This is a genomic window from Bacteroides fragilis (assembly GCF_019583405.1).
GTDB classification, from domain to species: domain Bacteria; phylum Bacteroidota; class Bacteroidia; order Bacteroidales; family Bacteroidaceae; genus Bacteroides; species Bacteroides fragilis_B.
The window spans coordinates 1-24,668 of the sequence record NZ_SZUU01000008.1 but is presented as its reverse complement, the minus strand read 5'-3'; the positions used below and the strand labels follow the sequence as shown (position 1 = coordinate 24,668).

Here is a 24,668-nt window from a genome sequence, read left to right as displayed (position 1 = left end):
TACTTAAAAGAAATGAAAATCAAACAATTATCCACCGGATGCATTAGTTTAGCCCTCTGTTTAGGAGCATGTCGATCGAATGTAGCGACAGAGCCTCCAATTACAAAACTTATTCCACAAAACACCCCTCCAACACTCACTTTAACCCACGAGCCCGCCATTATTGACCCAATGGGCATTGCGGATATTCTTGTGGCAGATACCTTCTTGATTCTGGGTAAAAATGGAGAAGAAAACATTATTCATGCATACAGCCTGCCCCAATTGCGATTTTTAGGATCATGCCAAAAAATAGGAGGAGGACCGAACGAAATAGCCGGCCCCAGTGGCATATCACAATGGAGAAAAAAAGACGGGCAGGTACAGATTACCATGCATTCTTACCAAACATTCACTGCCCGCCTGAATATCAACAAATCGTTGGCGGCGAATGAAACCATCTATGACGAGAAATTCAAGTACGACGCTCCGAAGGGCAGAAAGAGTTTTATCAAAGCAGGTACATCTTACCTGTTAGGAGATTCCGTCTTTCTGATTAACAGAAGCTTCATCATGCATCCGAAAGATACGGTCAATGACTTCTTCGAAGTATATGATTACCGGCAGGACAGCATATTACACAGTTTTTACACGACCAATTTCCCTGAAATCATGAAAGATCCTGCAATAGACCATATACTTTTTGATAAATATCCGGTTTTAAGGAACGACTGCCAAAAACTGGCAACGATCTACAGAGCTTTTGGTATGTTATCCATTGTCGATATTCCAACCGGAAAAACCAAACAAATATATACGGAAGGCGCAGAACCTAACTGGAAAAAAACAATAAACGAACCCTGGGAACATTATACAGACATTCAATGCGACAATCAAGATATATGGCTGCTTGCCAGAGATAACAACGACCCAGACAACCTGAAATCGAGGATCGATATATTTGATTGGGAAGGGAATTATTTATATAAAATAGAATTAGATCAACTTATCTCTATATTTTCCATCGACAAAAAGTTCGGATTCATCTATGCCAAAACGACAGAAGATAGATTAATACGATACAACATCAAAGAACTACTGGATCAGCTTCCCTAAGAGCTTTTCCTCTTCATATAACAGCCCCATACTCTGCATTGAATTCAACGAAGAGTGTGGGGGTATTATTCAAATCATCCACCTTATTTATAAAGAATTCATCAGAAAGTCGTTATCTTTGCACGTTCCCAAGTAGATAACAATAAATACACGCAATATATCAATGGAAAAGAATTTTAAAAGAACTACCGTCACATCGGCACTGCCGTATGCGAACGGTCCCGTCCATATCGGCCATTTGGCCGGTGTATATGTACCGGCAGACATCTATGTCCGCTATCTGCGACTGAAGAAAGAAGATGTACTTTTCATCGGAGGTTCCGACGAACATGGGGTACCCATCACCATCCGTGCCAAAAAGGAAGGTATCACTCCGCAGGATGTGGTAGACCGCTATCACTTCCTGATTAAGAAATCATTCGAAGAATTCGGTATCTCGTTTGACGTATACAGCCGTACATCGTCCAAAACACACCACGAACTGGCTTCCGACTTTTTCAAGACCTTGTATGAAAAGGGTGAGTTCATCGAAAAAACTTCAGAACAATATTATGACGAAGAGGCACACCAGTTCCTGGCCGACCGTTATATCACCGGAGAATGTCCGCATTGCCACTCGGAAGGTGCTTATGGCGACCAATGTGAAAAGTGTGGAACTTCACTTTCACCTACCGATCTGATTAACCCGAAAAGTGCCATCAGCGGAAGCAAGCCGGTCATGAAAGAAACCAAACACTGGTATCTGCCACTTGACAAACATGAAACATGGCTCCGCCAGTGGATATTGGAAGATCACAAAGAATGGCGTCCGAATGTATACGGACAATGCAAAAGCTGGCTCGACATGGGTTTGCAGCCACGTGCAGTCAGCCGTGATCTGGACTGGGGTATTCCTGTGCCGGTAGAGGGAGCCGAAGGTAAAGTCCTCTATGTATGGTTCGATGCCCCGATCGGTTACATCTCAAATACGAAAGAGCTGCTTCCCGATTCATGGGAGACCTGGTGGAAAGATCCTGAAACCCGCCTGGTTCATTTTATCGGAAAAGATAACATCGTATTCCACTGCATCGTATTCCCTGCCATGCTGAAGGCTGAAGGCAGCTATATTCTACCGGATAACGTACCGAGCAACGAATTCCTGAACCTGGAAGGAGACAAGATATCGACCTCGCGTAACTGGGCAGTGTGGCTGCACGAATACCTGGAAGACTTCCCCGGAAAACAGGATGTATTGCGTTATGTATTGACAGCCAATGCACCCGAAACCAAGGATAACGATTTCACCTGGAAAGACTTCCAGGCACGCAATAATAACGAATTGGTAGCCGTTTACGGGAACTTCGTGAACCGTGCGATGGTATTGACACAGAAATACTTCGAAGGTAAAGTACCTGCTGCGGGCGAACTTACTGATTATGATAAAGAGACGCTGAAAGAGTTCTCCGACGTTAAAGCTGAAGTTGAAAAACTACTCGATGTATTCAAATTCCGCGACGCGCAGAAAGAAGCCATGAATCTGGCTCGTATCGGAAACAAATACCTGGCTGACACAGAACCCTGGAAGCTGGCAAAAACTGACATGGAACGTGTAGGCACTATCCTGAATATCTCTCTGCAACTGGTAGCCAACCTGGCCATTGCTTTCGAACCGTTCCTTCCGTTCAGTTCGGAACGCTTACGCCGGATGCTGAATATGGATAGCTTCGACTGGGCAGAATTGGGACGGAACGACCTGCTTCCTGCCGGACATCAACTGAACAAGCCGGAACTGCTGTTCGAAAAGATAGAAGATGCCACTATTGAAGCACAAGTACAGAAGCTGCTCGATACGAAGAAGGCAAACGAAGAAGCAAACTACAAAGCCAAACCGATCCGCGCCAATATCGAGTTTGACGACTTCATGAAACTCGATATCCGTGTAGGCACCGTTCTCGAATGTCAGAAAGTGCCTAAGGCCGACAAACTGTTACAGTTCAAGATAGACGACGGACTGGAGACACGTACCATCGTCAGCGGTATCGCACAACACTACAAACCGGAAGAGCTGGTAGGCAAGCAGGTCTGCTTCATCGCCAATCTGGCTCCACGTAAACTGAAAGGCATCGTCAGCGAAGGTATGATCCTGAGTGCCGAAAACAATGACGGCAGCCTGGCTGTCGTAATGCCCGGACGGGAAGTGAAACCCGGAAGTGAAGTGAAATAAGTAATAAAATAAAGGGTGTACTCAGGGCTCTATTGAATGGGGCTCCGGGTGCACCCTCTGTTTTTTTATTCAACCGTACTAACGTTTTAAGAACGAAAAGGAGGAATCTGCTTTAATATGACAGAGCAATCGCTAAAAGAGAAAACAGCCAAAGGATTATTCTGGGGAGGATTCAGCAATGGCATCCAGCAATTACTGAACCTTCTGTTCGGAATCATCCTCCTTCGTATGCTGGATGCAACGGACTACGGCATGATAGGCATGCTGGCCATATTTACCGCTATAGCCAATTCCATACAGGAAAGTGGTTTTACTGCCGCTCTCGCCAATAAGCAAGTGTTCCGTCATGAAGATTACAATGCGGTGTTCTGGTTCAGTTTTCTGATGGGGGCATCGCTTTATCTGCTGCTCTTTTTCTGTGCCCCTCTTATAGCGGATTTTTATAAGACTCCGCAGCTCGTTCCCTTATCCCGTTTCCTCTTCTTAGGATTTCTGATCTCCAGTTGCGGGACCGCCCACAATGCGGTGTTGTTTAAAAAACTAATGGTAAAAGAGAAAGCGAAAGCTACGATTATCGCACTACTTTGTTCGGGGACCATAGGAATCGTAATGGCATACAACGGAATGGCTTTCTGGGGCCTGGCCGTACAGCAGATCACTTATATTTCCATCGCCAATGCGTTGCTGTGGCACTTCTCTCAATGGCGTCCCACTTTTTCATTTAATTTCAAACCCATCAGAGAGATGCTTCCGTTCAGTAGTAAGCTACTTATCACCAATGTATTCCATTACATCAATGATAATATATTCTCTGTTCTTCTGGGACGTTTTTATACCAGTCAGGATGTAGGATATTATACGCAAGCCAACAAATGGACCAATATGGGATTCTCACTGATCAGCAACATGATCAACGGGGTGTCTCAGCCTGTCCTGGTCGAAACCGCTTCCGACGCCATGCGACAGAAAAATATATTTCGGAAGATGCTGCGTTTTACAGCCTTCGTATCGTTTCCCTCCATGTTCGGACTGGCATTGATAGCCAACGAGTTCATCGTAATTGCCGTCACCGCCAAATGGCAGGCATGTGTACCCATCATGCAGATTCTTTGCATCTGGGGAGCATTTGTCCCCATTACTTATATGTACTCCAATCTGCTGATCAGTAAAGGAAAATCGAATCTGTTTATGTGGAATACCATTGCACAGAGCCTGGTTCAACTCACAATACTTCTTTGTACGATCTCACAAGGCATACTCGTCATGGTCGCGATTTATACGGTTATCAACATCGGCTGGCTGTTGATATGGCATTACTTCGTAAACAAGCAGATACACATTACCCTGTGGGAGGCCCTGAAAGATATCACCCCGTACCTACTGATTTCCATAGCAGTCATAGGCGCCAGCCATTTCTTAACACTCGGCTTCCACAACCTTTATGTGTTGCTGATACTCAAGATAACAATAGCCGTGAGCCTTTATGTATTCATCATGTGGATCGGCAAATCGGTGATTTTCTTTGAAAGTGTACAGTTTATCCGGAAAAAACTCCAGAAATAAGCTATGAATATCCTGATTCAACAAACCAAAGCATTTCCTCACCGTGCCAATAGTTTTTATTGGTTCTATGCGCAACTGACCGAATGGCTGACTGCACACGGGGTAGATAGCAAACTTTACTTTTCGTACCTGGAACTGGCTGACAGTAAATTTGAGAACGGGCTCTTGCTGCCCGATCATTATCCTCAGTTCTACACTCCCCGGAACATCGAGGCAATCTGTGAATTTATTGTCGATAAGAAAATAAATGTAATTCTTGACTACTCACATGTCATCACCGGAAACACACGCAGATATTACCTTGAAATCAGGAAAAGAAATCCCGGTATAAAAATATTCACGATGATTCACACCTGCCCCAGCCACACGACGCAGTTGAAACAATACGAATTGTCTACACTCCGTTTTAAGGATGTACGCGGGGCAAAACAATTCTTTCAATGGATGTTTCCACAGCTTTATATCAACTTGTTAAAAAGAGTGGTCAGCCACCAGAACCGTTCAGCCTACGACACGCTTGATGAAGTAGTGCTGCTTTCGCCTGCCTATATCCCCGAGTTCAGAAAACTTATCGGTAAAAAAGATGCCCGGAGGCTATCTGCCATTCCCAATGCCATACAACCTGTACATAGCGTCATCCCAATAGAACAGAAGGATAAAGAAATTATCTTTGTGGGCAGAATGGCAACCGAAAAGGCATTACCCAGATTATTGAAAATATGGGAAATGATTCAGGATAAACTGCCGGACTGGAAACTTACGCTCGTAGGAGACGGACCGCGATTCGACACATGCCGGCAGATCATCAGGGAAAAAGAATTGAAACGTGTCCGACTGACAGGTCATCAAATGTCTATTCCCTATATCGACCGTGCACGGATCATCTGTCTGACTTCTGTCATAGAAGGATTGCCCACCGTATTTACGGAAGCGATGTCATTAGGGGTAATTCCCATCGGATTCGACTCTTTCAATGCAATCTACGATATGATAGATGACGGAGTAGACGGATTTATTATCCCCGACAACAATTATGAGCAATATGCGGCAACTATTCTTCGTTTAGCCGGAGATGACACACTTCGCTGCCGGATAGCCCATAAAGCACAAACCCGTAAAAGCAGGTACGACATCGAGCATGTAGGCCCGCTATGGATGGACACTTTCCGCAGACACGGATTAATTTAACAGAAGAACACCATGAAAGTAACGATCTATCCTCATTCTACCAGTAAGGGCGATATACGGGTTAACCCGTATATCAGCGACTTTATCCAAACATTGGAACAAAACGGAATGATAATAGCCAATCCTCCGCATAAGAATCCACTGTTCAGCCTTATCCCGCAGAAAACGGACAGTGACGCTTATATTTTTCACTGGCTGGAGAATGTGCCGGATTATAAATATGGAGTATTACAAACCCTCGCTGCGATCTGGCTCCTTTTCAAAATCAAACTGCACAACAAAAAAGTGATATGGTTCCTGCACAACAAGCAGCCTCACATAATGAAGCACCGATGGTCGAAAAAGCTATTGATACACCTCCTTCTCCGCAAAGCGGATTTGATAGTGACCCACGCCACAGAAGGTATAAAAGTTGTTCAGGATCAATACCCGAAAGCCGTTCCCAGAACGATATTCTTACATCACCCCACAAAGAACCGGATAGAAGAATATATGCCTCAACCGGCAGAAACCGACCTGTTGATCTGGGGTAATATCTCCCGATACAAAGGAGTGCCGGAATTCGTGCGCTTTGCCACGCGACATTCACTAAAGCTCAAGACTAAAATTATCGGCAAATGCAGCTCTACGGAACTGCTGGAAGAGTTGCGGACAGAAGGTAACGACAGGATCAGTATTGAGGACCGGAGTATCCCTTTTGACGAATTAAAACAAGAGATACGCAAATCACGCTTCGTACTGATACCCTATGCTGCCGAATCAATCCTGAGTTCGGGAATACTGATGGATTCTCTTTCATTCGGAGCTCAAGTAATCGGGCCGGATGTAGGCTCTTTCAAGGACTATGCAGCCGATCCTTTACTGAACGTATATACTTTTCATACGTTTGAAGACATACCGAACCTTGTCAACAAAGCAAACAAGGCGGTAAACATAGCCGATTACAATCGCTTCCTCGACACACACAGTTGGAACGAATTCAGCAAAGAATTCCAAAATTTACTTCTGAAAATAATACAGTTATGAAGATACTCTATACATTCGGCGGAATGCCCCATTACCTGAACGCCATGCTCAACAAGCTCCACGAAAAGGGAGTGGAAGTCACAGTCGTTACCCCACAAAAAGGAAATGCCACCATCGGCAAAGGGGTAAAAATGGTAGAAGGAGGTACATACAAGCATCTCACCAGTACCGAAAAGAAAGCATTTTACGGAAAAAGCGCTTACCCTGCCTTACCGGAAATAGTGCGTGAAGAACGACCGGACATTTTAGTAATGGGATGGCCTTACTTCCTGCAAGTATTCTTCCAACCTGGATTGAGAAAAGCTATGAAGGAGTGCCGGACACGGTTGGTGATTCGCGAGATTCCTTTCCAAACCCCTCCCTATGGAAAAATTAAAGAGTATTTCCGGAAAAACCCGATGTACGACGAAAATATGAGGCTGGTGAGTGCCGGAACCGGCTTTTACCTTAAACAATGGCTCACGGCCAAAATACGCAAATATTGCTACGCACGTGCCACTGGAACACTGAATTACTCAACGGCCGCATACGATATCCTCCCTTCGTATGGTGTGAAGCGGGAACAGATACATGTTACTTACAACTCTACAGACACAGAATCGTTGCTGAAGGAAAAAGAAGCTGTTCTCGCCTCGGCTCCGCTTCTTCCCCACTCCGCCAAACGTGCCTTGCACATCGGCCGGTTGGTGAAATGGAAAAGAGTAGATCTGCTGATCGACGCATTTCCCAAGGTTATCGCTAATCATCCGGACGCAGAACTGGTCATAGTAGGTGACGGACCGGAACTGGATAACTTGAAGAAGCAAGCAGCCGAACAGAACCTGACGGATCGGATTCGTTTCATCGGTGCAGTATATAACCCCAAAGAATTGGGAGCTTATATGAACGAATCAACAATCTATGTACTGGCAGGCATGGGAGGCCTGTCCATCAATGACGCGATGACTTACGGATTACCTGTAGTCTGCTCGGTATGCGACAGCACTGAACGTGACCTGGTAACGGACGGAGTGAACGGACTCTTCTTCAGGGAAGGTGATGCCGACAGTCTGAGCGACAAACTTAACGAACTGTTCGCCTCTCCCGGACGTTGTGCCGAGATGGGACGTGAATCGGAACGAATCATCCGCGAGAAAATCAACATTGAAACGGTAAGCGAACGTTATTTGCAAGCTTTCCGAACTTTTATGCAGTAAAAATGGAGTACGATAAAAAAGAATGATTATCTTTAGGCAAACAATAATCATTTAATAGCTCTACTACTATGACCGATCTTACCATCCTTATCGCAGTCATCGCATTGGCTCTATGGCCGATTGTATTCCTTATATCGCGTATCCTGCACGAGAGGAACAAGCTTGCAAAACCCTCGGGGGACACAGCCTCTTCCGAAACAGAAGAGGAAACAGAGGAAATGACCACCTCCGCACTGGTTATGAGTATCCTTCAACAGCTTGGTTGCCAGCCGGAAGTGAACGAAGAAAACCACATCAGCTTCAAGTATCAGGGAGACGACTTTCTTGTTGCAGCCGAGGACGGACTCCGGCTGATCATTGTATGGAATCCCTGGTGGGCCTCTATCAGCATCGATAATCAAGCGTTGCCTTATCTCAAAGAGATTATCAATGCGGTCAATATGAATTCATTAGTGACCACTGTCTATGCACTGGACGAAGATGAGAAAACACTGGATATCCACAGCAAATGCCACATGCTTTTTGCACCGGAAGAAGAGGAACCGGAGAAAAGTTTCACCGATTTGCTGGACAGTTTCTTCACAACTCACAATACCATTAAGGAAAACCTGAAACAATTGGGCAACGGAATGCCCGATATGGAAAAGAAAGAACGGGTCAGAATCAAAGGGTTTGCCGCTTATAAGGATAACAGTACCGAACTGAAAGGGGAATAGCTCCCCATCTCACTCCGGCAAAAGAATCTAACGGATCAGTGCCGCTATGATACGTTCGCACGCATGCCCGTCACCATAAGGGTTATGTGTTTCGGACATACGCCTGTATAATTCTTTATTGTGAAGCAATTCGGTCACATTACCGACAATGGCCTCAGCATTCGTTCCCACCAGTTTCACCGTCCCGGCTTCTACTGCTTCCGGCCGTTCGGTAGTATTCCGCATTACCAACACCGGCTTGCCGAGCGAAGGAGCTTCTTCCTGTACCCCGCCACTGTCAGTCAGCAACAAAGTGGAATGTTGCATTGCGAAAATAAACGGCAGATAATCGAGCGGTGAAATAAGATACACATTATCCAACCCGGACAGAAGCTCGTATACAGGTTTTTGAACATTCGGATTCAGGTGTACCGGATATACAATATCCATATCGGGATGCAGTGCAGCCAGTTCTTTAATTGCTTTACAGATATGCAAGAATCCCTCTCCGAAGTTCTCGCGGCGGTGCCCGGTAACCAGAATATATTCGCGTCTACCTACTTCGTAACCTTTGTCGCGAAGTTCTTCATGCAGTCTTTCTTTGACTCCCGGTTTCTCCGAAATGATATCGACCGCCATCAGCAAAGCATCGATCACCGTATTGCCCGTAACAAAGATTTTTTTTTCATCAATATTTTCCTGCAACAAATTCTGTTTCGACTTCCCGGTAGGAGCGAAATAGTAAGTGCAAATACGATCCGTCACCTGACGGTTCATCTCCTCCGGCCAGGGAGAGAGCATATCGTAGGTACGCAAACCGGCTTCAACATGTCCCACGGCAATCTGTTGATAGAACGCAGCCAGCGAAGCAGCCATAGATGTTGTGGTATCTCCATGCACCAATACCGTGTCGGGACAGAAGTCTTTCAGTACATCACGCAACCCCAACAACACTTTAGTCGTAATATCATATAAATCCTGATTGGGTGCCATGATGTTCAAATCGTAATCAGGAATGATGTCGAATACCTCGAGCACCTGGTCTAACATTTGGCGATGTTGCGCCGTCACACACACTTTCGTATCAAAGTGTTCCGTATCTTTTTGCAAAGCCTTTACCAACGGAGCCATTTTAATGGCTTCGGGACGGGTACCGAAAACAAGTAATATCTTTTTCATTGAACGATTACGATTGAGATTAGACAATTTCTATTTTCTGACTCCGCAAAAATCCAGTTCCAGTTTTCCCTCTTCGCGGGGTAATTCTACAAACGGAGTGTGGCGCACGAGCCATACAACAATATCGGCTTTTTTGTAAGCCTCCCGATAATCTGTCAGATGAAAGCTGGCGTGTGAAGCGACATTAGGTTCAACAATCAATACTTCAGCACGCGACTCGGATACGATACGGGAAGCGATATATTTGGCAGGGGACTCACGCAAATCATCGATATTGGGTTTGAAGGCAAGCCCCATGCAGGCTACTACCGGTTCCCGGTCATTCTTCTCCACAAACTGCTGGCAGGCTTCCATTACTTTGTTGGCACACCAATCGGCCTTATAATCATTCGTTTCACGGGCGCGTTTGATGATCTGTGCCTGTTCGGGATAGTCCGAAACAATAAACCAGGGGTCAACCGCTATACAATGCCCGCCAACTCCGCAACCGGGTTGGAGGATATTTACACGCGGATGCTTATTCGCTAAATCAATCAGTTCCCATACGTTGATACCTGCCTTGTCGCAAATCATAGACAATTCGTTGGCAAAAGCAATCTGTGAGTCGCGCGAGGAATTCTCGGTGAGTTTACACATTTCTGCTGTCCGGGCATTGGTAGGATGCAGTTTACCCTGTACAAAGGCAGAATAAAACTCAATGGCCTTTGCTGTCGATTCGGGATTGATACCACCGATAACCCGGTCGTTATGAACCAGTTCATAAAGTGTATTGCCGGGCAACACACGTTCGGGACAATAAGCTATGTATATCTTATCTTTGAGTTCGGGACGCTCCTTATAAATGACTTCGGCCATGCGTTCGGTAGTAAATACCGGTGAGGTGGATTCTATCACGAACAAATTGCCTTCCCGCAGATAAGGAATTACGGAACGGGTAGCCGATTCCACATAGGTGATGTCTGCACGATGGTTTTGCTTGAAAGGAGTAGGCACTACCACAAAGAAGGCGTCTGCCTGCTCGGGCTTTGAAACCGCACGAAGGTTTCCTGTCCGCACTACCTTTTTGACAATTTGGTCCAGTTCCGGCTCCACAATATGTATCTTACCCTGATTGATGGTTTCTACAACCGAAGGATTAACGTCCACACCTACAACCTCATAACCATGACCGGCAGCCACGGCAGCCGTAGGAAGTCCAATATAGCCTAATCCTAAAAAAACAACCTTTTTCATACGTATATCTCCTTATCTATAAGTGCCGCAAAAGTACAAATAATATGTGACTTTGTACGGTTTCTCACCGAAAACCACTACTTTTGCCAAAACATTTCGATCGAATGAGAGTTTTAATTATCAATACTTCCGAACGTATGGGTGGAGCAGCCGTTGCGGCAAGCCGCCTGATGGAATCGTTGAAGAACAACGGTATCAAAGCCAAAATGCTGGTGCGCGACAAGCAAACCGACCAGATCAGTGTAGTAGGTCTGCAACGTAACTGGTGGCAAGTATGGAGGTTCGTTTGGGAACGTATCGTCATCTGGAAAGCCAACCGCTTCAAGAAAAATAATCTTTTCGCAGTCGATATAGCCAATACGGGTACGGATATTACAAGCTTGCCCGAGTTCCAGCAGGCAGACGTCATCCATCTGCATTGGGTGAATCAGGGAATGTTGTCATTAAACGATATCCGGAAGATACTGAAATCCGGTAAACCGGTCGTATGGACCATGCATGACATGTGGCCCTGCACGGGCATTTGCCATCACGCCCGCGAATGTATCAACTATCATCAGGAATGCCATCACTGCCCGTACCTATACGGAGGAGGAAGCAAGAAAGATTTGTCAAACCGTATCTTTCATAAGAAGCAACAACTCTATAAAGAAGCCCCGATCACTTTTATCACTTGCAGCCAATGGCTGAAAGGACAGGCCGAAAAGAGTGCCTTGCTGGCAGGAGAGACAGTAATCAGTATTCCTAACCCCATAAATACCAATCTTTTCAAACCCAGAGACAAAAAAGAAGCGCGCCGCAAATGTCATCTACCCCAAAATGGTAAACTGATCCTTTTCGGTTCGGCAAAAATTACCGATAAGCGGAAAGGCATCGATTATCTGATTGAGTCGTGCAAGCTACTGGCAGATAGGCACCCAGAATTAAAAGAATCGCTTGGTGTCGTTGTCTTTGGCAAACAATCGGAACAACTGAAATCACTTCTTCCCTTCAAAGTATACCCGCTTAACTATGTAAGCAACGAACACGAGCTGGTGGATGTCTACAATGCAGTCGACCTCTTTGTCACCCCCTCACTGGAAGAGAATCTGCCTAATACCATCATGGAAGCTATGGCATGCGGTGTACCTTGCATTGGCTTTAACGTAGGCGGCATCCCGGAAATGATAGATCATCTGCATAACGGATATGTAGCACAATACAAATCATCCGAAGATTTTGCCAACGGTATTTACTGGGCACTGACCGATCCGGACTATCCCTCCCTCTCGGAACAAGCTAACCGGAAAGCGATTGCCAACTATTCGGAAAGTATCATCGCCAAGAGATACATCGATGTCTACAACAAAATTACAGGAAGATATGCATAGTCATCTCAGCCCCAGGTTCTCAGTCATCACGGTGACTTACAATGCCGAAAAGGTATTGGAGGATACCATACAGAGCGTGATTTCACAGACCTATCATCATGTGGAATATATCATCATTGACGGTGCATCGAAAGACGGCACTATGGCGATTGTAAACCGATACCGGGGCCGGATCAGCCAAGTGGTGAGTGAACCGGACAAAGGACTTTATGACGCAATGAACAAAGGGATTGCCCTGGCAACGGGAGACTATCTTTGTTTTCTGAATGCCGGGGACAGTTTCCATGAAGACGATACACTGCAAAAGATGGTTCACTCCATCAATGCCAATGAGCTGCCCGACGTGTTGTATGGGCAAACCGCCTTGGTAGACACAGAAAGACACTTCCTCCGCATGCGCAGGTTATCGGCACCGGAGACCCTGTCCTGGAAAAGTTTCAAACAGGGAATGCTTGTATGCCATCAGGCTTTCTTTGCCCGCCACACACTCGTCGAACCATATGACTTACAGTATCACTTCTCGGCAGACTTTGACTGGTGCATACGTATCATGAAGAAGGCACGCACCTTACACAACACACATCTCACTCTGGTTGATTATCTGGAAGAGGGGATGACAACGCAGAACCGCAAGAAATCACTTCTCGAACGGTTCCGCATCATGACCCGATATTATGGTTTACTGAGTACCCTTGCATATCATGCCTGGTTTGTGGTAAGAAGTCTCTTCATCAAATCAGCCACTCCTTCCGACGCTCCTTTCTGAATGACATGTATCGGGCGGAAGCTATGCACATCCACCGGTTTGGGATCGATAAGGTATACTTCTGCATTCCGAGGTACGTAATTAAGCAACCCCGCTGCAGGATATACATTCATCGATGTACCGATAATCACAAAGATATCGGCTTTTTCTACCCAATTGATAGCTGTCTCTATCTCCGGGACCGACTCACCAAACCAAACTATAAACGGACGAAGCTGCGAACCGTCTCCGGCAAGATCACCCATCTTTACTTCAAACTCCTCCGGCCTCAGTTCTTTAATGTAGTGGGGGTTATTCGGATCCCGGCTTGAACATACCTTAGTCAGTTCACCATGCAAATGGATGATGTGGCTGCTGCCTGCCCGTTCGTGTAGGTTGTCTATGTTCTGCGTTACAATCGTTACACGGAAATCTTTCTCGAGTTCGGCCAGCAATTCGTGCCCCCGATTGGGTACTACTTCCAGCAACTGCTTACGTCGTTCATTATAGAAACGGACCACCAATTCGGGATTACGCGCATACCCCTCGGGGGTAGCTACCTGCTCCACCGGATAACGATCCCACAACCCTCCTGCGTCACGAAAGGTACTGATGCCACTTTCGGCGCTCATCCCGGCACCTGACAATACAACCAGATTCTTCATACTAACTATTATTTTAAAAAAGGCCTCCTCTACCTGTTTCAAAAAATCGGAGAGAAGTCTCACAAATTTAATCAAAATCCGCAAATAAACGAAGAAACCACCAAACATTCCATTCCCTCCCAATACCTTTCTCATCACTGCCTGCCCCAGATCATATTGGATAATACAAACAGTCTCTCCCAAAAACATCTTCCATCCCGGTTACGAAGTTAGCCGATAATAAGAAATTTTAAAACCAAAAAGTAAAATCATTCAAATAAAACACTTACTTTTGCCACTTATTAATTTGCAACTGACTGAAAGTGAAATAGAATATTCAGTCTCCAACAAAAAATATATGGATAAATTTAGTTATGCAATTGGCCTCGGGATTGGTCAGAATTTATTAGGAATGGGTGCTAAAGGCATCTCAGTAGATGACTTTGCTCAAGCTATAAAAGATGTGCTCGAAGGAAACCAGACAGCCATTAGCCATCAGGAAGCCCGCGAAATCGTGAATAAATATTTCGAAGAGCTGGAAACCAAAATGAATGCAACTAACATTGAACAGGGAAAAGCCTTTTTGGAAGAAAACAAAAAAAGACCGAATATTGTTACCCTGCCAAGTGGACTACAATACGAAGTAATCACTGAAGGTAAAGGGAAAAAAGCCCAGGCTACCGATCAGGTGAAATGCCATTATGAAGGTACACTGATTGACGGAACTTTGTTCGACAGCTCTATCAAACGCGGACAACCTGCCGTTTTTGGTGTAAACCAAGTAATCCCAGGATGGGTAGAGGCTTTGCAATTGATGCCGGAAGGTTCAAAATGGAAACTTTATATTCCTTCTGAATTAGCTTACGGCGCACAGGGAGCAGGAGAAATGATCCCTCCTCACAGCACACTCGTATTCGAAGTAGAATTAATCGAAGTATTATAAAAATAAAATCGTAAAGCAAAATGAAAAAAGTAAGTATTTTAGCAGCTGTAGCCATAGCTACAGGCTTAGCTTCATGTACGGCTCAGGCTCCTAAAGCCACTCTCAAAACAGATGTAGATTCACTGTCATACGCCATCGGTATCAGCCAAACCAACGGTCTGAAAGATTATCTGTCACAGCGCATGGAAATGGATACAGCATACATTGCAGACTTCCTGAAAGGCGTAAACGATGCTGCCAATAAGACAAGCAAAAAAGACCAGGCTTATCTGCTCGGTCTGCAGATTGGCTCACAGATGGCAGGCCCTCAGGCTATCAAAGGTATGAACCATCAGCTGTTCGCTGACGACTCGACTATGACTGTCAACAAGAGCGATATCCTTGCAGGTGTGTTCGCAGGTGTACTTAACAAAGATATGAAAATCACTCCGGAAGAGGCTCAGGTGCTGATTCAAAAGATGATGGAAAGCATCAAAGGAAAAGCTGCCGAGAAAAAATATGCCGATAACAAAGCTGCTGGTGAAAAGTTCCTTGCTGAAAACAAAACAAAAGAAGGAGTAAAAACCACTGCAAGCGGATTACAGTACAAAGTGATCACTGAAGGTAAGGGTGAAATTCCTAACGATACATGTAAAGTGAAAGTAAACTACAGAGGCAAACTGATTGACGGAACAGAGTTCGAAAGCACTTACACACGTAACGAACCGTTCGTGACTAACGTAGGCGGAGTTATCAAAGGTTGGACAGAAGCTCTGAAAATGATGCCTGTAGGTTCTAAATGGGAGCTTTACATCCCGCAAGAACTGGCTTACGGCTCAAGAGACATGGGACAGATTAAACCGTTCTCAGCATTGGTATTCGAAATCGAATTGCTGGGTATAGAAAAATAAGAAGCTGTCAGGCTTTGCTGAAAAACAAACAGGAGAGATGCCGGATAATTGTATCCGGCATCTCTTTTTTTGCATCCGGATAATTATAATAGAAAGTATACGATTTTTCTGTTTTTTCTGACTTTTATATAGAGAAATTAAAATAAATCTCTATATTTGCTTACTATTTGATAACAATTGGAATTTACATTTATTATTATGGAAAAAATAGACAACCTTGACAGGCAGATTCTGGAGATTATTTCTCAGAACGCCCGTATCCCTTTTAAAGATGTGGCAGCAGAATGCGGCGTTTCACGTGCGGCTATCCATCAACGCGTGCAGAGACTGATTGACCTGGGAGTCATTGTAGGCTCAGGTTATCATGTAAACCCGAAATCTCTGGGCTATCGTACCTGTACTTATGTTGGTATCAAACTGGAAAAAGGCTCTATGTATAAAGCTGTAGTAGCCGAGTTACAGAATATTCCGGAAATCGTAGAATGTCACTTCACGACCGGCCCATATACCATGCTGACCAAAGTATATGCACGCGACAACGAACACCTGATGGACTTGCTAAACAACAAAATGCAGGAGATACCGGGAGTGACTGCCACCGAAACCCTGATCTCGCTGGAGCAAAGCATCAAGAAAGAAATCCCTATCCACGCAGATAAATAACCGATGGAGTGGTTGAATGAATATCACCTGTCAGGGTTACTTATTGGGATCTGCACGTTTCTGATTATAGGCTTGTTTCACCCTGTTGTGGTAAAAGCGGAATATTATTGGGGAACGAAATGCTGGTGGATCTTCCTGATATTGGGTATCGCAGGGGTAGCTGCCTCGTTGAGCACCGACAACATACTTGTTTCGTCTCTTCTGGGTGTATTTGCTTTTTCTTCTTTCTGGACTATCAAAGAAGTCTTTGAACAAGAAGAACGAGTGAAAAAAGGTTGGTTCCCTAAGAATCCCAAACGGACATACAAGTTTTGAGACATACGTAAAAGAGTCAGTTTTTGGCTGAAATATTTGCATAATTCACCCAAAAGCATTAATTTTGTCCCCGCATCCGATACAAAGGATACATCGGGCTTATAGCTCAGTTGGTTAGAGCAACAGACTCATAATCTGGAGGTCCTAGGTTCAAGCCCTAGTTGGCCCACTGAAATCGACTATAGATTATATAATCTATGGTCGATTTCGTTTTATACATACCTTAACAATTATTTTCTCAATGATTCAGCCATAGTTTGAAAGCAGAAAGCTTCTCTTCGCTGATCGTAATTTTCGATTTATAAGGCGGACGGACGGTTACTACTATTTTTCCGTTAAAAAAAGGCTCGGCATGGTCGATTGCATCGATACTGACAAGGACCTGACGGTTGGCACGGAAAAAACGTTCCGGATCCAACTGTTCCATCAGTTTATTCAAAGACAGATCGATGATATGTTCCTGACCTTTCCGGGTAACAGCAAATGTCACTTTATTCTCGGAATAAAAGTAGACAATATCCGCAACTTGTAAAGACCAGAAACGGTCTACCCCGGAAATAAGGAAACGGGTACGGTAACGTTTCTCTTTGTGTTGAAGTGTTTCAAGCAGGACACCCAGATAATCTTCCGGCCGGGGAACTGCATTATTCAGTAAGCTTTCATATTTCACAATAGCTTCCGACAAGCGCTTCTCGTCTATCGGCTTAAGTATGTAGTCGATACTGTTGACCGTAAATGCACGGATGGCATACTGGTCATACGCTGTAGTAAAGATAATGACAGAGGAAGGATGTACCGCAGAAAGAAAATCAAAGGCATTCCCGTCTGCCAGATGTATGTCGAGGAAGATAAGATCAGGATGGGGATGCTCATGAAACCAAGCTACAGCTTCGTCTACATTGCCCGGAATCATAGTCAGAGTCCATTGTGGACGAAGTCCGGACACCATTGAATGCAGCAGACGTGCAGCCGGAATTTCATCTTCTATAATAACTACATTTAACTTATTCATACAGTAAAGGAACTTTTACGGTAAATACTTTCTCTTCCCTTTGGATGATTATCTCTTTGCCAAGCATTAACAGGCAACGGTTGGATAAATTTTTCAACCCTACGCCCGGAGATTCATGGCTCTTCTTCGGTTGTATGGGATTACTCACCACAAGATACTCTTCCTCTAAGCAGATCTCTATTTTCATGGGTTTACTCAATGTGATGGAATTGTGATTAATAACATTCTCTGCCAACAACTGCAAAGTCAGCGGGGGCAGCATGCAACCGGTATATCCGGAAGGAATACAACAGTTACAGCTAATACAGTCCCCTAAACGAACTTCGTGCAGGAACAAGTAAGATTGTAAAAACTCCAGTTCTTCTGCCAACGTAACCAATGTTTTATCCTGGCATTGTAATACATAACGGTATACACTGGACAAATGCTTGGTGAAACGTACCGCATTGCCCGGATTGTATTCTATCTCAGCAATCAATGTATTGAGACTGTTGAACAGGAAATGAGGATTCAACTGACTCTGCAAAGCCGTATAACGGGCAGTATCGTTCTCCGTTTGCAATTTTGCAGCTTCTTGCTGCAGTTTCAGGTTGTTCTGGATGGAACGATTTGCCAATAGTAAGCCTACAATCACAAGTTCTACCAACCAGACTACAATCAGGATACGCCAACCACCATTCGAGAAAGTGAACAGATTGGGCAGGCCTACCAATAATTTGGCAGTAATCAGCAGACCATAGTTCAGCAGAAGGAACAACAGGGTTACGACGAGATAAGTAGCTGTTATTTTCCAACGATGGCGGATATTGAGTGCATACTGATTGTTTATCCACGAACTGATCCGAAGTGTAGAATATCCCAGCACATTGAGAGCTGCAATAAAGAAAACGAATGCTCCCTTTGAATAGAGAACATCCGCTACTTTAGGAGTGAGCTCCGTATAGTTGACAAGCAGGAGATAGGAAAAGATACCTAATCCCGAGAATAGCAGACCATATAACAGGGTATTCCATTTCATGCGAACAAAGCTATCATATTTCGGGTAATTATCATAAACTATTTAATATTTATTCAAAGCTCTGATCAATTCGGAATAAGATCCTTGTGCCGAGACTTTCGCTTGTACATGGTTGATTTGGGAGGCTTGCCGATACGTTTGTGCCTCAATCACTTCTATGACAGAGGCCTTCCCTTCAGTATACCGTTCCAATGACATACGTTCGTTTCCAAGAGCCTTGCCCAGTGAGCTTTCGGTAAGCCGTACCTGCTCCAAGGCTTGGAAAAGCGAAACGCGGGCTGTTTCAACTTCCAGTTTTATCTGATCAGTTACCAGGTTCAAGTTGTCGGTTGCCATACCTATTTTCAAAGACGCAGCCCGCTTTTCATCACGTCTTTTCCCCCATTCGAATAATGGAACGGACAGCTTGGCGTAAACCGCATAATTAGGATCGAGATCAGAATGGAAATCATAACCGGGTGAAGAATAACTTCCATCCACACCTACATAAAATTGAGGCTTATATTTAGCATCTGTCAATTTCTTTGAGCTTTCTGCTATTTTAATCCGAGCATAAGCCATTTTCAACTCCGGACGGTCGGTCCCACCAGTCTCCCATAACTCCCCATCTAATACAACTGCAGAAATCGTATCTTCTATTTCAGTCGGGGCATGAAGTTCTACACCAATCAGAGAGTTTAGTGCCATACGTCCTGTTTCAAGATTTCTCTTAGCCTGCAACAGCTGATACTCCGCTTCATTCAGTTTCACTTCCGCCATGAGCAAATCCTGAGGATCGACCAATCCAGCTTCCACCCGTTCCCGAATGGTCTGAGAGAGAGTAGCGACCGAATTACGGTATTCGGTAGTTATGCGGACTATTTCCGAACGCGCAACAGTATTCCAGTATTGCATATCTGTCTGATAACACACAGCCGAACGGAAATAATCGGCTTGATATGTGGCCAGACTTTGCTGATGCTTAGCTAACCGGATATTCTCCAACAATCGTCCACCTGTATAAATAGGTTGCAATAAAGAGAGTGAAGCCCCGTACTTCATATTTCTCCCTTCAAAAGTCATCGGATTTTGCATCGAGGGTAAGTCAAGATTCAACTGAAGGGGATTACCGGTATACTGAAAATTCGCATCCCCCGACAATTTGGGTCTCAGGTCCTTCTGTGCCGCTTTCTCCAATTCGATACTTGCAGCGATATTCTTATCCGCAGCTTTCAGGTCGTGGTTATAATCTATAGCCATCGACCTGTACTTCTGCAGCAGATTATTTTGCTGAGCAAAAGAAGCCGTCGGAACACACAACAAAAGTATAAGCCATCTGTTTATTTTCTTCATCGTCATTTCTCTTTTATCTTATAAAACATAGCATAAAGTGCCGGAGTCACAAAAAGGGTCAGCAATGTGGCAAATGTCAGCCCGAAAATGATAGTAGCTGCCATTCCTCCAAATGCTATATCAAACAACAGGGGAACCATACCCAGAATTGTTGTCGTGGCGGCCATCAACACCGGACGAGTTCTCGAAACCGTAGATTCAATCACAGCCGTATAAGGAACAACCCCCTCCCGGCGCTGCACATCTATTTCATCAAGCAATACAATCACATTCTTGATAACCATGCCCAATAACCCCAGCCATCCGGCAATCGGAAAGAAACCGAAATCAAATCCAGTCAGAAGTATACCTATGGCTACTCCAATGATGGATAACGGAAGTACACACAGGATAATAACCGGATCACGGAAGTTACCGAACAAAGCGACCAGAATAACTACCAACACAAGAAAAGCCAACGGAAAGAATTTACCGATTGCCTGCATCGCTTCCCCCTGATCTTTGTACTGTGAGTCCCAAAAGAAAGTATAACCCTCGGGCAGCTCCATCGCTTCTATCTCTTCACGAATTTCTCCATGCACTTCGGCCATTGTATGACCAGGTTTCACTCCACACATAGCAGCCATAGACAGCTGCCGGTTGTAAGTACGGATCTGCGGCCATTCCCATACTGACTCGATGCGTTCCGTCACCTGCGACAGAGGCGCCGAATGTTCTCCGTTCCACACCGAGAAATTACCCAAAGAACGGACATCTGTAATGTCAACTCCCTCTGACTTCAATAACACAGGAACTTTCTTTTCACCGTCGCGATAAACTCCCACTCTGGTTCCGTCGCTAATCGATTTTACAGACTCCATCATCTGTGCTTTGGTTATGCCAAGGACACCGGCCTTCACCGGATCGTAAACCGGCCGTATCACCATCGTCATATTTCCCCATTCATTGCGTGCATCTGCCACTTTAAGATTACGACGCATAATTTCTATCGCTACGCCTGTCAACGAGTCCAAAACGGCAGGATCAGGCCCCAGAAAGCGAGCTTCTATCATAGCCTCCGTTAGTGGACTTAATTCAAACTTATTCACCTTGATCAGAGGTTCCGGGTATTTCAGCCGGATAGAATCCTGCAACAGAGCATTCAGCGTCCTTGATTCTTTGGAGCTCTTACACTTCACTAACAATTGGGCATAGTTGGATTGTGGACCAAAAGATATATTCGATAAATAATAACGAGGCGGAGTACGACCTATATAAGATGAAACCATCTCCGTTTCTTCATGCCTACGAATATAATCGGCTATATCGCCCGCCATACGGTCAGTCTCCTCAATCGCTGTCCCTTCAGGCAACCACATATCGACAGTGAAGTATTGCTTATCCAGAGCGGGTACAAAAACCTTGGGAATATACTTGAAACTCCAGGCCGAAAAGAACAACAAAACAATCAACGAAGCAACTGTCACCGTGCGATGCCGAAGTACCCAACGCAATGCTTTACGGAAAAGATTATAATACTTCCCGTCAAACAGGGATGCTTTCAACTCTTCGGGACGCGGACGTCGTACAAACTCCTGAATGAAAAATGGAGTCTGTGTCAAAGCAAATACCCAACTGAACATCAACGAAACGCCAATCACCACGACCAATGATGATAACAGCTCTCCGGTAATATGGGGTGAATAGTAAATCGGCAGGAAAGTAAGGATAGCAATAACTGTCGCTGCCAATAAAGGCATAGCGGTTGACGAACATGCACGCATGATAGCAACCCGCTTGCGCATTCCCCGTTCCATGTTAATCAGTGCAGAATCGGATACGACGATGGCATTATCAACCAGCATTCCCATAGCAATGATAATCGCGGCAAGCGACATTCGCTGAAGAGCAATATCACATGCCATCATAACAATAAGGGTGGCAAAGATAGAGAAAACCAATCCGCTACCTATCAGAACCCCATTCCTGAATCCGATAAAGAACAACAGAATAGCAACAACAGTAATAACCGAAATAATCAGATTCAAGATAAACCCTTGATTTGCTACCGCCGATTCATAGCCTTGATCGTAGATGGGGATCAACTCATAACCATCGGGCATGGTTTGAGACAACTCACCAATACGTGCTTTAACAGCTTCTGCCATATCCACGACATTTCCTGTCGGTACAGTAGAAATGGCAATTCCAATTGCCGGACTACCATTTATACGCATTTGGTTTGCAGGAGGAGTCTGATAACTCTCCTCGATCTTCGCAATATCAGCCAAACGAAAATGCTCACCGTTACGTGAAACAATAGTAAGATTCCGGATATCATTCAGCGAATAAAAGTTACCGGTAGACTCAATACGGATACGATTGGTACCGACATCCATACCACCGGCATCCACAACTTTATTCTGAGCCTCAAAAGCTCGTGCAATGTCGGAAGTCGTAACTCCACTTTGTGCCATCACAGCAGGACTGATTAGAATATCAATCGTCGGTGTTTGCACACCATAGATCTCAATCTTCGCCACATCCTTGACTTTTAGCAATTCATTCTTTATCAGTTTAGCCTGGTCTTCCAGTTCTCTATACGTATGGCTATCCCCCGTCAGTCCATAAAACACGCCGAGCACATCACCAAAGTCATCGTTCACGATAGAAGTTCCCGCACCGGCCGGCAATTTATCCTGCACATCATTCACTTTCCGGCGCAACTTATCCCATAGCTGCTGCATCTCGTCAGCACGGATTTCTTTCTTCACATAAACTGTAATCTTCGATAGTCCGGCACGATTTTCTGTTTTCAGATAATAAAGCTCACCCAAAGATTGTATGGCTTCTTCCAGAATGTCGGTAACCTGCGACTGTACTTCTGACGGTGAAGCTCCTGGATAAGAAGTCAGAACCAATGCTTGCTTAATAGTAAAAGGGGCATCCTCCAATTTTCCCATTTTAAAATAAGAAAACAGGCCTCCTGCCAATATCAGCACCAACAATAAGATTGTAACAGCCCTTTTCTGTAGAAAGTACTTTACCATTTTCATAATGAATTCGCCTTAGAAGAGATTGTTACTTTCATGCCATCTGATAAAAAGCGTAGTCCGCTTGTAGCCACAGTCTCGTTATCCTGTAATCCCTCGATTATGATAATATAACCGTTAGGAAGCAGATTTCCCTTTTTCACCTGTCTACGGTTCACCTGATGAGTGGCAATGTTTACAACCCACACATAATCACCTTCCGACGGACGATGGCATAGAGCTGTCTGCGGAATGGAAACACCAACCGGATTTGTTGCCCGGGAAACATCAAATATTGCCTTACCCGACATTCCAGCCAGTAATTCCCCTTTTTCATTTGGTAAAATGGCCGTTAGTAAATAAGAAAGGTTGTTGCGGGTTGTCCCCTTCGATATTTCCATAATCCCTGCCTTATAAATCTTATCCGGCCGGGTATCAAAACGTATCTGAACAGTATCTCCGGGACGTGAAGCAAATGCAATATCTTGAGTAACATAAATCTCCATTTTCAGCCGGTCTATATCAATAAATGAAATGACCGGCTGAGTAGCCTTCACATCCTGAAACTTCTCTATATACACTTCTCCCACATATCCATTAAATGGAGCTATCAAGCGAGTATCCTCCAATTCGTAAGAGGCGGTATCAAAAGCTGCTTTAGCAGTGGTATAATCAACCTTGGCCTTTTCGTATGTACTGGCCGAAACGTTATTCTTCTCATACAGCTTCTCTATCCGCTCAAATTCAACTTTAGCTTGGTGGTAGATGGCTTCAGCCCGTTCTTTGCGAATATGGAAATCACGCGGGTCTATTTCAGCAATAATACTCCCTTGTTTGTAATGGTTACCGGCATATACATCCAAACGATCAATAGGACCTCCGACACGAAACGATAGCTCAGAGGTACGAAAAGGTTGTGCGATAAACGGGAACTCCGTTGTCTTGATCCCAGAGGCCGAAACTGCTTGTGCTGTCTTGACAATTAAGTCCTGACTCTGTTTACTGTCTTTATCCATGCAAGAAAATAGTAACAGGAGAGCAGCTAATAATACACTTATCTTCATATCTTATCTTTTAAATTTTCAACAAAAATAGATAATCGGATAATTCAATAGGGGAGTAAAGATACTGAAGCCGGAAAACTGAAGGTTGAATCTGGAATATACCGGATGGACTAAGAAAGAGGTGGTCGGGAATCCTTGTTAAACAGGGTATGGTATAAAACAAGTCATCCCCTCGTGTCTTTCGACCCAAGGGGATGAACTCTCTGAAAACGGCGACTACCTACTCTCCCACTGTTACGCAGTACCATCGGCGTGATCAGGCTTAACTTCTCTGTTCGGAATG

Annotated in this window: 21 protein-coding genes, 1 tRNA gene and 1 rRNA gene; 14 read left to right on the top strand and 9 right to left on the bottom strand. The window is 44.6% G+C overall.

The window, feature by feature from the left end:
• The first annotated feature begins 12 nt into the window (after positions 1-12).
• The 7 genes from FDF36_RS16115 (at position 13) to FDF36_RS16085 (ending at position 8,987) form a co-directional block, all read left to right on the top strand.
• Entirely contained in the window at positions 13-1,095 is a 1,083-nt protein-coding gene (locus tag FDF36_RS16115; RefSeq protein WP_220392032.1) for a BF3164 family lipoprotein, read from the top strand.
• A 163-nt stretch (positions 1,096-1,258) separates the two neighbouring features.
• Positions 1,259-3,298, top strand: coding sequence for a methionine--tRNA ligase (gene metG, locus FDF36_RS16110; RefSeq protein WP_022012088.1), 2,040 nt, complete (start codon positions 1,259-1,261; stop codon positions 3,296-3,298).
• 117 nt (positions 3,299-3,415) lie between these two features.
• On the top strand, positions 3,416-4,861 hold the full coding sequence (locus tag FDF36_RS16105; RefSeq protein WP_220392031.1) for a lipopolysaccharide biosynthesis protein: 1,446 nt from the start codon (positions 3,416-3,418) through the stop codon (positions 4,859-4,861).
• A gap of 3 nt (positions 4,862-4,864) precedes the next feature.
• Positions 4,865-6,049 carry a glycosyltransferase gene (locus FDF36_RS16100; RefSeq protein WP_220392030.1) on the top strand — a complete coding sequence of 395 codons (1,185 nt, stop codon included), beginning with the start codon at positions 4,865-4,867 and terminating at the stop codon, positions 6,047-6,049.
• A gap of 12 nt (positions 6,050-6,061) precedes the next feature.
• Positions 6,062-7,075, top strand: a complete 1,014-nt coding sequence (locus FDF36_RS16095) for a glycosyltransferase family protein (protein WP_220392029.1) — start codon at positions 6,062-6,064, stop codon at positions 7,073-7,075.
• On the top strand, positions 7,072-8,271 hold the full coding sequence (locus FDF36_RS16090; protein WP_220392028.1) for a glycosyltransferase family 4 protein: 1,200 nt from the start codon (positions 7,072-7,074) through the stop codon (positions 8,269-8,271). The genes FDF36_RS16095 and FDF36_RS16090 overlap by 4 nt, the downstream gene beginning before the upstream one ends.
• Positions 8,272-8,339: 68 nt before the next feature.
• Positions 8,340-8,987: a hypothetical protein gene (locus tag FDF36_RS16085; protein ID WP_220392027.1), complete on the top strand. Its 648-nt coding sequence runs from the start codon at positions 8,340-8,342 to the stop codon at positions 8,985-8,987.
• A gap of 27 nt (positions 8,988-9,014) precedes the next feature.
• On the opposite strand, the gene wecB is transcribed toward FDF36_RS16085, so the two are convergent.
• Together wecB and wecC are read right to left on the bottom strand one after the other, a co-directional pair.
• Entirely contained in the window at positions 9,015-10,145 is a 1,131-nt protein-coding gene (gene wecB, locus FDF36_RS16080) for a non-hydrolyzing UDP-N-acetylglucosamine 2-epimerase (RefSeq protein WP_165016565.1), read from the bottom strand.
• Positions 10,146-10,175: 30 nt separating this feature from the next.
• A complete protein-coding gene (gene wecC / locus FDF36_RS16075) occupies positions 10,176-11,378 on the bottom strand; it encodes a UDP-N-acetyl-D-mannosamine dehydrogenase (protein WP_005781671.1) in 1,203 nt (400 codons plus the stop codon).
• A 104-nt stretch (positions 11,379-11,482) separates the two neighbouring features.
• Between wecC and FDF36_RS16070 the strand changes: the two genes are divergently transcribed.
• Complete coding sequence (locus FDF36_RS16070) at positions 11,483-12,748, top strand: glycosyltransferase family 4 protein (RefSeq protein WP_220392026.1); 1,266 nt, start codon at positions 11,483-11,485, stop codon at positions 12,746-12,748.
• The gene (locus FDF36_RS16065; RefSeq protein ID WP_220392137.1) at positions 12,741-13,514 is read left to right on the top strand and encodes a glycosyltransferase family 2 protein; all 774 of its coding nucleotides are present in this window, start codon (positions 12,741-12,743) and stop codon (positions 13,512-13,514) included. Before FDF36_RS16070 ends, FDF36_RS16065 begins: the two co-directional genes overlap by 8 nt.
• Here the strand turns inward: FDF36_RS16065 and FDF36_RS16060 are convergent.
• Positions 13,448-14,158, bottom strand: coding sequence for an SIR2 family NAD-dependent protein deacylase (locus FDF36_RS16060; protein ID WP_005781663.1), 711 nt, complete (start codon positions 14,156-14,158; stop codon positions 13,448-13,450). The two genes, FDF36_RS16065 and FDF36_RS16060, sit on opposite strands and share 67 nt — an antisense overlap.
• Positions 14,159-14,495: 337 nt before the next feature.
• Here FDF36_RS16060 and FDF36_RS16055 point away from each other — a divergent pair, with 337 nt between their 5' ends.
• From FDF36_RS16055 to FDF36_RS16035, 5 genes are all read left to right on the top strand, one after another.
• On the top strand, positions 14,496-15,080 hold the full coding sequence (locus FDF36_RS16055; RefSeq protein ID WP_220392025.1) for a BamJ family beta-barrel-assembly machinery protein: 585 nt from the start codon (positions 14,496-14,498) through the stop codon (positions 15,078-15,080).
• Between the two features lie 20 nt (positions 15,081-15,100).
• The gene (locus FDF36_RS16050) at positions 15,101-15,970 is read left to right on the top strand and encodes a BamJ family beta-barrel-assembly machinery protein (RefSeq protein WP_005781660.1); all 870 of its coding nucleotides are present in this window, start codon (positions 15,101-15,103) and stop codon (positions 15,968-15,970) included.
• A 198-nt stretch (positions 15,971-16,168) separates the two neighbouring features.
• Positions 16,169-16,633 (top strand): Lrp/AsnC family transcriptional regulator, encoded by a 465-nt coding sequence (locus FDF36_RS16045; RefSeq protein ID WP_032529828.1) that lies wholly within the window; start codon positions 16,169-16,171, stop codon positions 16,631-16,633.
• A gap of 3 nt (positions 16,634-16,636) precedes the next feature.
• Entirely contained in the window at positions 16,637-16,948 is a 312-nt protein-coding gene (locus tag FDF36_RS16040) for a DUF4491 family protein (protein ID WP_005791909.1), read from the top strand.
• A gap of 95 nt (positions 16,949-17,043) precedes the next feature.
• A tRNA-Ile gene (locus FDF36_RS16035) sits at positions 17,044-17,117 on the top strand.
• A gap of 69 nt (positions 17,118-17,186) precedes the next feature.
• On the opposite strand, the gene FDF36_RS16030 is transcribed toward FDF36_RS16035, so the two are convergent.
• The 6 genes from FDF36_RS16030 to rrf form a co-directional block, all read right to left on the bottom strand.
• The gene (locus tag FDF36_RS16030) at positions 17,187-17,960 is read right to left on the bottom strand and encodes a LytR/AlgR family response regulator transcription factor (protein WP_220392024.1); all 774 of its coding nucleotides are present in this window, start codon (positions 17,958-17,960) and stop codon (positions 17,187-17,189) included.
• Positions 17,953-18,978, bottom strand: a complete 1,026-nt coding sequence (locus tag FDF36_RS16025; protein WP_220392023.1) for a sensor histidine kinase — start codon at positions 18,976-18,978, stop codon at positions 17,953-17,955. The genes FDF36_RS16030 and FDF36_RS16025 overlap by 8 nt, the downstream gene beginning before the upstream one ends.
• 42 nt (positions 18,979-19,020) lie before the next feature.
• On the bottom strand, positions 19,021-20,310 hold the full coding sequence (locus tag FDF36_RS16020) for a TolC family protein (RefSeq protein WP_220392022.1): 1,290 nt from the start codon (positions 20,308-20,310) through the stop codon (positions 19,021-19,023).
• Between the two features lie 2 nt (positions 20,311-20,312).
• Positions 20,313-23,345: an efflux RND transporter permease subunit gene (locus tag FDF36_RS16015; protein ID WP_220392021.1), complete on the bottom strand. Its 3,033-nt coding sequence runs from the start codon at positions 23,343-23,345 to the stop codon at positions 20,313-20,315.
• The gene (locus FDF36_RS16010) at positions 23,342-24,385 is read right to left on the bottom strand and encodes an efflux RND transporter periplasmic adaptor subunit (protein WP_220392020.1); all 1,044 of its coding nucleotides are present in this window, start codon (positions 24,383-24,385) and stop codon (positions 23,342-23,344) included. Before FDF36_RS16010 ends, FDF36_RS16015 begins: the two co-directional genes overlap by 4 nt.
• A 207-nt stretch (positions 24,386-24,592) precedes the next feature.
• A 5S ribosomal RNA gene (rrf, locus tag FDF36_RS21585) occupies positions 24,593-24,668 on the bottom strand; the annotation flags it as partial.

Coding starts and splice junctions, on each gene's coding strand:
- FDF36_RS16115 (WP_220392032.1), top strand. CDS start 13: ATGAAAATCAAACAATTATCCACCGGATGCATTAGTTTAGCCCTCTGT.
- metG (WP_022012088.1), top strand. CDS start 1,259: ATGGAAAAGAATTTTAAAAGAACTACCGTCACATCGGCACTGCCGTAT.
- FDF36_RS16105 (WP_220392031.1), top strand. CDS start 3,416: ATGACAGAGCAATCGCTAAAAGAGAAAACAGCCAAAGGATTATTCTGG.
- FDF36_RS16100 (WP_220392030.1), top strand. CDS start 4,865: ATGAATATCCTGATTCAACAAACCAAAGCATTTCCTCACCGTGCCAAT.
- FDF36_RS16095 (WP_220392029.1), top strand. CDS start 6,062: ATGAAAGTAACGATCTATCCTCATTCTACCAGTAAGGGCGATATACGG.
- FDF36_RS16090 (WP_220392028.1), top strand. CDS start 7,072: ATGAAGATACTCTATACATTCGGCGGAATGCCCCATTACCTGAACGCC.
- FDF36_RS16085 (WP_220392027.1), top strand. CDS start 8,340: ATGACCGATCTTACCATCCTTATCGCAGTCATCGCATTGGCTCTATGG.
- wecB (WP_165016565.1), bottom strand. CDS start 10,145: ATGAAAAAGATATTACTTGTTTTCGGTACCCGTCCCGAAGCCATTAAA.
- wecC (WP_005781671.1), bottom strand. CDS start 11,378: ATGAAAAAGGTTGTTTTTTTAGGATTAGGCTATATTGGACTTCCTACG.
- FDF36_RS16070 (WP_220392026.1), top strand. CDS start 11,483: ATGAGAGTTTTAATTATCAATACTTCCGAACGTATGGGTGGAGCAGCC.
- FDF36_RS16065 (WP_220392137.1), top strand. CDS start 12,741: ATGCATAGTCATCTCAGCCCCAGGTTCTCAGTCATCACGGTGACTTAC.
- FDF36_RS16060 (WP_005781663.1), bottom strand. CDS start 14,158: ATGAAGAATCTGGTTGTATTGTCAGGTGCCGGGATGAGCGCCGAAAGT.
- FDF36_RS16055 (WP_220392025.1), top strand. CDS start 14,496: ATGGATAAATTTAGTTATGCAATTGGCCTCGGGATTGGTCAGAATTTA.
- FDF36_RS16050 (WP_005781660.1), top strand. CDS start 15,101: ATGAAAAAAGTAAGTATTTTAGCAGCTGTAGCCATAGCTACAGGCTTA.
- FDF36_RS16045 (WP_032529828.1), top strand. CDS start 16,169: ATGGAAAAAATAGACAACCTTGACAGGCAGATTCTGGAGATTATTTCT.
- FDF36_RS16040 (WP_005791909.1), top strand. CDS start 16,637: ATGGAGTGGTTGAATGAATATCACCTGTCAGGGTTACTTATTGGGATC.
- FDF36_RS16030 (WP_220392024.1), bottom strand. CDS start 17,960: ATGAATAAGTTAAATGTAGTTATTATAGAAGATGAAATTCCGGCTGCA.
- FDF36_RS16025 (WP_220392023.1), bottom strand. CDS start 18,978: ATGAAATGGAATACCCTGTTATATGGTCTGCTATTCTCGGGATTAGGT.
- FDF36_RS16020 (WP_220392022.1), bottom strand. CDS start 20,310: ATGAAGAAAATAAACAGATGGCTTATACTTTTGTTGTGTGTTCCGACG.
- FDF36_RS16015 (WP_220392021.1), bottom strand. CDS start 23,345: ATGAAAATGGTAAAGTACTTTCTACAGAAAAGGGCTGTTACAATCTTA.
- FDF36_RS16010 (WP_220392020.1), bottom strand. CDS start 24,385: ATGAAGATAAGTGTATTATTAGCTGCTCTCCTGTTACTATTTTCTTGC.